The sequence below is a fragment of the Sphingobium sp. WR1 genome (genome assembly GCF_059693745.1).
The window spans coordinates 211,030-219,868 of sequence record NZ_JCATID010000007.1; the positions used below are offsets into that span (position 1 = coordinate 211,030).

The following is an 8,839-nucleotide window of genomic DNA, read 5'->3' on the forward strand; positions in this document are numbered from 1 at the left end:
CCTCCGATCAGCTCGGCAACGGCACTGCTTCCGCCGCGCGCGACTTTGCTTCGCTACCATAGCGGGCAAAAAGGGTCGGCAGCACGAAGAGGGTCAGCAGCGTCGCCGAGATCAGGCCGCCGATGACGACGGTGGCCAGGGGCTTCTGCACCTCCGCGCCCGCTCCGGTGCCCAGCGCCATCGGCACGAAGCCCAGGCTCGCCACCAGCGCGGTCATCACCACGGGGCGCAGACGCTGGATCGCCCCCATGTGCGCCGCCGTGGCCCGATCCATCCCTGTGCGCATGAGGTCGTGGATCGAGGATAGCATGACCAGCCCGTTGAGGACCGCGATGCCCGACAGGGCGATGAAGCCGACGGCTGCCGAGATGGAGAAATCCATGCCCCGCAGGAACAGCGCCAACACGCCGCCGACCAGCGCCAGCGGGACGCCGGTGAAGACGATCGCCGCATCCCGGATCGAACCCAGCGCCCCGTAAAGCAGCAGGAGGATGAGGATGAAGCAGGCTGGGATCACCAGTTGCAGTCGCTCCCGCGCGGAGGCGAGATTTTCGAACTGGCCGCCCCATTCGAGATAGCTGCCGGCCGGCAGCCGAACCTGATCGCCGATTCGGGCCTGCGCTTCCTCGACCACGCTTGCTATGTCGCGGCCCCGCACATTGGCCTGGACCACGACCCGGCGCTTGCCATTTTCGCGACTGATCTGGTTGGGTCCATCGACGATCCGAATGTCCGCCACGCTGGCGAGCGGCACGAACCGGCCGCCCGGCACCGGCACCTGAACCTGTTGCAGGGTAGCAAGATCCGCCCGCTGTGCGTCCGTCAGGCGGATCATGACGGGAAAGCGTCGATCGCCTTCGAAGATCATGCCGGATTCCCGGCCGCCCAGCGTAGCGGTGACGATATCCTGAACATCCTGCGCCGTGACGCCCAGGCGCGACATGGCGTCGCGGTTGACACGGATGTCGAGCATGGGCAGGCCGCTCGTCTGTTCGACCTTCACGTCCGCCGCGCCTTGTGTGCGGCGCAGGATGCCTGCAATCTTTTCGGCGGTCGCGTTCATGGCGTTGAAGTCGTCGCCGAATATCTTGACCGCGACATCCCCCCGGACCCCCGCGATCAACTCGTTGAAGCGCATCTGAATGGGCTGGGTGATTTCATAGGCATTGCCGGGGAAGCGGTTCAGATCCTTTTCCAGCCGTTCGATCAGTCCTGCCTTGGTCAGACTGGGATCGGGCCATTCCTCACGCGGCTTGAGGATAACGAACATATCGGTGGCGTTGGGGGGCATGGGGTCTGACGCCAGTTCGGCGGTGCCGGTCTTGGAAAAGATGAACTTCACTTCCGGCTGCCGCGCCATCATCCGCTCGATCGGCACCTGCATCGCCTGGCTCTGCTGGACCGAGGTTGCGGGGATGCGCAGCGCCTGGATCAGCAGGTCGCCCTCGTCGAGCTGCGGCAGGAAAACCTGGCCCAGGGACAGGAAGGCGGCGATGGCGACGGCAAAGCCAGCCACGCCCGCACCGACGGTTAGGGTCGGACGCTGCATCGCTTTTTCCAGGCCCGGCTCATAACGGGCCTTGAGCCAGCGCATGATCCGGCCTTCCTTTTCCTCGATCCGGTTCGAAAGCCAGATGGCGATGGCGGCCGGCACGGCGGTCAGCGAAAGGATGAAGGCGAAGGCCAGCGCGATGATGACGGTGAGCGCCATCGGGACGAAGGTCTTGCCCTCCACGCCGGTCAGGGTCAGCAGCGGGATGTAGACAAGGATGATGATGGCCTGGCCATAGACCGACGGACGGATCATCTCCCGCGCGGCGGCGGCCACGGTTACGAGACGTTCCTCGACCGTCAACAGCCGGCCGCGTTCATGCTGTTCCTCCGCCATGCGCCGCAGGGCGTTTTCGACGATGATCACCGCGCCATCGACGATCAGGCCGAAATCGAGTGCGCCAAGGCTCATGAGGTTGGCTGACACGCCCACCTGCAACATGCCGAAGCTGGTCAGCAGCATGGTGACGGGAATGACCATCGCGGCGATGAGGGCCGCGCGAAAATTGCCCAGCAGGACGAACAGCACGACGACGACGAGCAGGGCGCCTTCGCCCAGATTCTTCGCGACCGTCCTGATGGTGGAATTGACCAGCGCGGTCCGGTCCAGAACCGGCTGGACGATGACGTCGGGCGGCAGGGATGCGTTGATCTCTTCAAGCCGATCGGCGACGGCCGTGGCGACGGTGCGGCTATTCTCGCCGATCCGCATGATCGCGGTGCCGACGACGACCTCCGTGCCATTTTCCGACGCGGAACCCATACGGACCGCCTGGCCGGTGCGGACCGTGGCGACCTGCGCCAGGGTGATCGGCACGCCGTCGCGGGTGGCCACGACGATGCGGGACAGCTCGCTCGCGTTGCGCACCAGCGCGTCGGAGCGCACCGCCAGCCCCTCGCCATTGCGATCGACGAAGCCGCCACCGACGCTGCTGTTGTTGCGTTCCAGCGCAACGCCCAGATCGGTGAGCGTAAGACCCATCGCAGCGAGGCGCGGCACGTCGGGGACGACCAGATATTGCTTGGCATAGCCGCCGATCGAGTCGACGCCTGCAAGACCCTTCACATTCTTGAGCAGCGGCGCGACGATCCAGTCCTGCGCGGTGCGCAGATAGGTCGCCTTGTCCGTATCGTTCACCAGCCGCTCGCCTTCGGGCGTGATATAGCTGCCATCGGGCTGCATTCCCGGCTCGCCGGGCAGGTGCCGGTCGTCCTTGCGATGTTCGAGGCGAACGGTCCACATATAGACTTCGCCAAGGCCGGTGGCGATCGGACCCATTTCCGGGGTCACGCCCGCGGGCAGATTTTCCGCCACGCCGTTCAGTCGCTCGCCCACCTGCTGACGGGCGAAATATATGTCGGTCGAGTCTTCGAATACCGCCGTGATCTGGGCGAAGCCGTTGCGGCTGAGCGAGCGGCTATGGTCCAGGCCGGGAATGCCGGCCAGGGCGGTTTCGATCGGGAAGGCGATCTGCTTTTCGACCAGTTCGGGCGACAGGGCAGGGGCGCGCACGTTGATCTGCACCTGATTGTTGGTGATGTCCGGCACCGCGTCGATGGGGAGACGATACAGGGCGGCGGCGCCGATGACGGCGGCCAGGACGGTCAGCAGCAGGACGAACCAGCGCTTGCGAACCGCCCAGTTGACGATGGGGGCGATCATGACCTTAATCCTCGTGCGTCGCTTCGCCCTTGCCGAGTTCGGCCTTGAGCGTGAAGCTGTTGGTGGTTGCGATCTGCTCGCTGCCCTTGAGGCCGGCGGTGATGATGACCGCGCTGCCGCTCCTGTCGCCGAGTGTCACCGGCGTCGCCAGGAAACCTGTCGCCGTCCGCACGAACAGCGTTGGCCTGCCCTCGACGGTCTGGACCGCCGTTGCGGGCACGCGAATGGCGTTGTCGCCGCCGCTGCCCGAAAGCTGCACGGACGCTGTCACCGGTTCGCCCACGCGCCATTGGCCCTCGCGATTGTCGAGGGTGGCGATGACAGGAACGAGGCGGGTCCCGGCGTCGAGCACGGGCGACACGAAGCTGATCCGGGCGTTGGCCTGACGGCCCGGAGCCGTGACGCTCACGCTGTTGCCCGGCTTCACCCGGCCCGCATCGGCAGGCTGGAGATGAAGCGAGAGCGACACCCTGGCGAGATTGGCGATGCGATAGAGTTCGGTGTCGGCTGCAACGGTCTGGCCCAGCACCACGTTGCGCGAAATCACCTGGCCGGCAACCGGCGCAACGATGCCGAGCCGGTTCATACCACCGCCGCCGCCGCCGGCCGCTGCCATCTGGCTCATGGCCTGCCGATAGGCGATCCGGGCTTCCGTGGCGGCGGTGCGGGCGGCGATCAGATCCTGCTCGGGCGACACGCGCTGGGCGAACAGCCGCTGTTCGCGCGCGAGACTGGAGTTGGCAAGCGCAAGACGCGCCTGCGCAGCCTCGACCTCACCCTTGAGCATCGCCGCCTCGCGGCTTTCGATCACGGCCAGCGTCTGGCCGCGGCCGATGGACTGACCCAGATTGCGCGTCAGCGCGACGACACGTCCGCCAATGGCCGACGACACGACCTGGGTGCCCTGCGGATCGCCCTCGACGGTGGCGGGCAGTTCCAGCGTGCCCGATCCGCCGACCGTGGGCCGACCCAGTTGGATCGCGGCCGATGCGATCTGGTCTTCGGTCAGCATGATCCGCCCCTCGTCCGCATGAGCTTCGCCGGCACTGTCTTCATCATGCGCCGGCGTCGCATCATTGGTGGCATCGCCCCCGCAAGCAGCAAGGAGCAAGGCGAGCGTCAGCGGCAACAAGGCCGCGCGGGTGTTTTTCGATGTCATGGATCAATATTCCTCTTGCGGCGCAGGAGCGGTCAGGCGCTCCAACTGCGCCCTTGCATTCTGATAAGCGGCCAGCGCATCGATCGCGGCTATGCGGGTGTCCGCCAATGTCCGTTCGGCGTCGAGCAGGTCCAGTTGCCCGAATTTCCCCTCGCGATAGCCGATGCGCGCGATGCGGGCGGCTTCCTGCGCGGCGGCGAGCGCCGGGCCGCTCGCATTGCGCGCCGTGGTCGCGGCATTATCTGCTTCCGCCTGCGCGTTGCCGATCGCCTGCTCGACGTCGAGCGCGGTCATGCGGCGTTGCGCTTCCGTTCGTGTCCGTTCGGCATCGGCCTGTGCGAGCGCCGCCTTGCCCGAATTGAACAGGGGGATCGGGATAGAAAGGCTGAAGACCGCCGCGCTGTCATTGGTGCTTTCCAGTCGGCGCACCGCCGGGCCGACGGTGATGTCCGGCGCGCGCTGCGACCGGGCGAGCCGGACGCCGGCATCGGCGATCGCCACGTCGGCGCTGGCGGCGGCCAGGGCCAATGTGCCTTCGCCGGTGACGGGCGAGGGGCCGTAAATGGCCGGCGGCAGTCGATCCAGAGCGGCGGCATCCAGCGGACCGATGGCCGGCCGGCCGATCCGCCGTGCAAGATTGGAGCGGGTGGCGTCGGCAAGACGTTGGGCGCGTTGCAGCCCGGCCTCGGCATTGAGGCGCGCGACATCGGCGCGCTGTTCCTCGATCGGCGACGCACGACCGGCCTCAACCCGCACCCTCGCGGCGGAAAGCGCATCCTGGGCGATGCGAAGCTGGTCGCGCGCGGTCGCCAGCCTGCGTTCGGCCGCGATGGCGTCGACATAGAGCTGCGTCACCTGCAACCGGATATCAGCCCGGACGATCGCCGCGGTCAGCAGCGCGCGGCCGGTCTGCGCATCGGCCACTGCGATGCGGGCCGAGCGTTTGCCGCCCATTTCGATCGGGATATTCAGGCCGACGGTCGTTTCCGCCTGGCTGAACCCGCCATAGGGGCCGGACCCGACGATATTTTCGACCTGGGTCTGCAATTGGGGATTGGGGCGCAAGCCTGCGACGGTTCGCGCGGCCTGCGCGGCGACAATACCGGCCTCAGCCGCTTCGACTGCCGGCGCGCTTCCGCCCGCCGCCGCAACGGCCTGATCTAGGGTGAGGAGGGGAGCGGTAGCCTGTTGCGCCGCCGCTGTGTTTTCCTGCGCTTGCGCCACGGTGACGCAAGACGTGGCGGCCAGAAAGGCCGCTAATATTCTGTGCATGGAAAAAATCCTGATTGAAGGGCGTCAGGCCGCACGCGCGCATCGCGCGCTGCGGCTCGCGATGGTCAATCAGGCGATGGGCGGACGCAGATCCGGGCCTGGCGACCAGGGCGCGAGTATTGCGCTGGTCGCAATCAGCTTGGGCTCGGAAGAAAGATCGAACAATGTGGGCGCGCTGATCTTCCCGGGCAACAATGACGCCGCGCCCTGACAGCCGCCATGATGATGGGGAATGGCCTGGTCGCTGTCGCCCTGCGTCTGGTCCCGGTCGCCGTCGCTGTGGACATAGCCCGAACATTCCAGGGCCGGCGCCCCGGAAACCTCATGGGCGTGCACGGCCGCCGTCACGGTCAGCGCCGTCACGATCATGCAGAGGACCATGAAACTCCAGCGGAACATGGTGCCGCCCATAACGGATTTGCGCAGCCCTGTCACCGCGCGATTTCGGATAACGATCCATTGCGTGGGGGCGGGCGGCCGTCATAGTAGCGTAGCCGGAATGCGTTCCATGGTGCGGGGGGGAAGAATCGTGACCGCAAGCAAGAAGATCCAGATCGTTATCGTGGGCGGCGGCGCGGCGGGGCTGGAACTGGTGCGGAAACTGGGCGCGCATTACGGCCGCAAGCGGCACGACATCATCCTGATCGACCGGAACCGCACCCATATCTGGAAGCCACTGCTGCACGAAGTGGCGACGGGCTCGCTCGATGCGAGCATGGATGAGGTCGGCTATCGCAGCCATTGCCACCGCTGGGGCTATCGCTATCTCTACGGCATGTTCGACCGGATCGACCGGGAAGCGCGGCAGGTGCATGTGGCGCCGGTATTTGACGAAAAGGGACGTGAAGTCGTCAGCGCCCATGCGGTGCGCTATGACTATCTGATACTCGCTTATGGATCGGTGACCAATGATTTCGGAACACCGGGCGTTGCCGAAAATTGCCTGTTTCTCGACAGTCAGGGACAGGCGGACAGTTTTCGCGATCAATTGCTGAACCACTGCCTGCGGGTATCGCGCGCGATGGTCGCGAACCCGGATTCGGACGCGCGGGTTCGGATCGCCATTGTCGGCGGCGGGGCGACAGGGGTCGAACTGGCGGCCGAACTCTATAATGCGGCGGATGCGTTGGGCTATTATGGGCTGGAGGTGTTCGATCGCGCGCGGCTCGACGTCACGCTGCTGGAGGCGGGATCGCGCATCCTGCCGGCGCTTCCCGAAAAATTGGCGGGGGCGGCCCATGGCGAACTGGAGGCGCTGGGGGTCAAGGTGCTGACCGGCATGGCGGTCACTCAGGCGACGCCCGAAGGGATGCGGACCGCCGACGGCACCTTCATCCCCGCCGACCTGCAAATCTGGGCGGCAGGTGTCAAGGCGGCGCCGATCGGCGGCGGGCTGGACGGGCTGGCCCTGGCGCGGAGTGGTCAGATCGTCGTCCGGCCGACGCTCCAGAGCGCAACCGATGATCGCATCTTCGCCATCGGCGATTGCGCCCATTGCATATTGCCGGGTCGTGATCGTCCGGTCCCGCCCCGCGCGCAAGCCGCGCACCAGATGGCGTCGACGGCATTCGACAATATCAAGCGGCTGCTGGCGGGACGGCCCCTGGTCGACTTCGTGTATCGCGATCATGGATCGCTCGTGTCGCTCAGCCGATTTTCGACGGTCGGATCGCTGATGGGCAAGCTGGTCGGCGGGCGTATGGCGGTCGAAGGACGGCTGGCCCGCTTCGTCTATCTTTCGCTCTACCGAATGCATCTGCTCGCGGTGCATGGCTGGCTTAGCGGGTTGGTCCTGATTGCGGTCAGCCATATCAACCGTCTCGTCAGGCCACGACTGAAACTTCATTGAGGGCGGCTGCACCGATTACTCTGTCAGGAACAACCGCTGATGAGGGGGCGGGGACGGGCTATCTCGTCCGTATCATCCCATCCCATTTTGGGACGTCCGCCAATTTCTTCAGATAAAAGGAGAATCTTAAACTGCTATATTTTTTAAGGAAAAATTTATGATAATTCTACCGTCATAGAATCACAAAATGGGAATATGATAATTCCCTGTATTTGGTCGCATGATCCGTAATTACCGTCTGCGGGGAGGAAATCGGACATGTTGGACGCACCAGTTCATTTGGCTATTGTTGGCAAAAACGAAATTATTCGGGAGGGATTGAGGAGAATTCTCCTCGATGAGGATTTTCTGATCGACAATGCTGTTTCACGACCGCTCGATCTTGACGACGGGATGGATGGTGACACGGTGATTGTTGTCGACGCGATCGACATCAATGACGGACTTGCGACATGCGAGGAAGTCCGGGCACGATTTCCCAATTCCCGGATCGTCATCATGGCGGATGAATATGGGCTTGAGGATGTCTCGCGCGCCTTCATGACCGGCGCGGTCGATGGCTATATCGCCAAGCAGATATCCTGCCGGCCATTGGCCAGCGCGCTGCGACTGACGGCGTTAGGGGAGAAGGTTCTGCCGTCGCAGATCGCCGAATCGCTTGGGAAATCGCAATTTTCCTCGCTGCCCAACCATTGGAGCAGCGGTGCGATAGGCAATAGCCTTTCGACGCGAGAGGTCGATATCTTGCGCTGCCTCGTCGAAGGAGAGCCGAACAAGGTCATTTCTCGCAGACTCCAGATCGCCGACGCTACGGTGAAGGTGCATATCAAGGCCATTTTGCGGAAACTGCGCGTCAGGAACCGCACACAGGCCGCCATCTGGGCCGTCAATCGCGGCATGGTCAGCGACGCAAACGAAACCGCTTCCTATGCGCCTGCCATCAGCGCTACGCGACCAGTGAATCTGAAACTCGCCATGGCGAACTGAAAAGGACCGGCCATAACATTGTCGGCGAGAGCGATGGATGCCGGCGGTAGCGCCAGAATTTCTGGTGACAGCCGTCCGGCCGTCGCCACATTGATCGACGACTTCATGGCAGACGGTGCACGATCACGATAGCGACGCTGAAAATAAGTTCCGGGCGAGCTGCATCCGATTTAACGGAGCGCGTTTTGGGCCGCCAATTCCGCCGGCGAGGGACGTTGCCGTCAAGGGTCCCGCACATCGATTTGGAATCCGCCGCATGGAAAGAAAAAGATCGATAATAAGGATTATGTTAATAGCGATACCACAACTGTCCATGTAAACTGTGTCCAGTGTGATGGAGAAAGGCTTGCAGTCATGG

6 protein-coding genes are annotated in these 8,839 nt (G+C 64.2%); 2 read left to right on the top strand and 4 right to left on the bottom strand.

From position 1 onward, the window contains the following. Positions 1-7 precede the first annotated feature (7 nt). The 4 genes from AC58EF_RS11540 to AC58EF_RS11555 all read right to left on the bottom strand — a co-directional run bounded on the left by AC58EF_RS11540 (position 8) and on the right by AC58EF_RS11555 (position 6,080). Positions 8-3,214: an efflux RND transporter permease subunit gene (locus AC58EF_RS11540; protein ID WP_497276360.1), complete on the bottom strand. Its 3,207-nt coding sequence runs from the start codon at positions 3,212-3,214 to the stop codon at positions 8-10. Between the two features lie 4 nt (positions 3,215-3,218). Continuing rightward, positions 3,219-4,373: an efflux RND transporter periplasmic adaptor subunit gene (locus AC58EF_RS11545; protein WP_497276362.1), complete on the bottom strand. Its 1,155-nt coding sequence runs from the start codon at positions 4,371-4,373 to the stop codon at positions 3,219-3,221. A gap of 3 nt (positions 4,374-4,376) precedes the next feature. Then, positions 4,377-5,645: a TolC family protein gene (locus tag AC58EF_RS11550; RefSeq protein ID WP_497276363.1), complete on the bottom strand. Its 1,269-nt coding sequence runs from the start codon at positions 5,643-5,645 to the stop codon at positions 4,377-4,379. Between the two features lie 69 nt (positions 5,646-5,714). Next, positions 5,715-6,080, bottom strand: a complete 366-nt coding sequence (locus AC58EF_RS11555; RefSeq protein ID WP_497276365.1) for a hypothetical protein — start codon at positions 6,078-6,080, stop codon at positions 5,715-5,717. 73 nt (positions 6,081-6,153) lie between these two features. Between AC58EF_RS11555 and AC58EF_RS11560 the strand changes: the two genes are divergently transcribed. Both AC58EF_RS11560 and AC58EF_RS11565 read left to right on the top strand, forming a co-directional pair. Continuing rightward, positions 6,154-7,494 (top strand): NAD(P)/FAD-dependent oxidoreductase, encoded by a 1,341-nt coding sequence (locus tag AC58EF_RS11560; protein WP_497276367.1) that lies wholly within the window; start codon positions 6,154-6,156, stop codon positions 7,492-7,494. Positions 7,495-7,812: 318 nt separating this feature from the next. Then, entirely contained in the window at positions 7,813-8,481 is a 669-nt protein-coding gene (locus tag AC58EF_RS11565) for a LuxR C-terminal-related transcriptional regulator (RefSeq protein WP_497276369.1), read from the top strand. The last annotated feature ends 358 nt before the right edge of the window (positions 8,482-8,839 follow it).